General features: G+C 69.9%; 1 pseudogene. It reads right to left on the bottom strand.

The features are described 5' to 3' along the window. Positions 1-316: pseudogene (locus tag D9V41_RS17210) on the bottom strand (excinuclease ABC subunit UvrC); the annotation flags it as partial.

The raw sequence follows: 316 nt of genomic DNA, 5'->3' as shown, positions 1-316 counted from the left end.
GACTGCTTGGCGTTCTGCTCGACGGTCTCCATGAGCCGCTTCTTGTCGCCGCGCTGCGGCACCCGGATACGGACCGGCCCACCGCGGCGCTCGGCGAGCAGTTGCTCCACCGCCTCGAGATCGGTGGGCAGTTCGGGCACGAGGATCTGCTTGGGGATGGCCGACTCCGCCGCGTCCTGGTACAGCGTCATGAGCGCGTGCTGCACGAGGTCGGGCAGCGTCGCGTCGTCCTCCTTGTCGGCCACCCAACCACGCTGACCGCGCACGCGGCCCCCACGCACGGAGAAGATCTGCACCGCGACCTCCAGCGGGTCGT

Origin of the sequence: Aeromicrobium phragmitis (assembly GCF_003674095.1) — a bacterium.
Lineage (GTDB): Bacteria > Actinomycetota > Actinomycetes > Propionibacteriales > Nocardioidaceae > Aeromicrobium > Aeromicrobium phragmitis.
The sequence above is the reverse complement of the archived record's forward strand: the minus strand, read 5'-3'. Positions and strand labels throughout refer to the sequence as shown.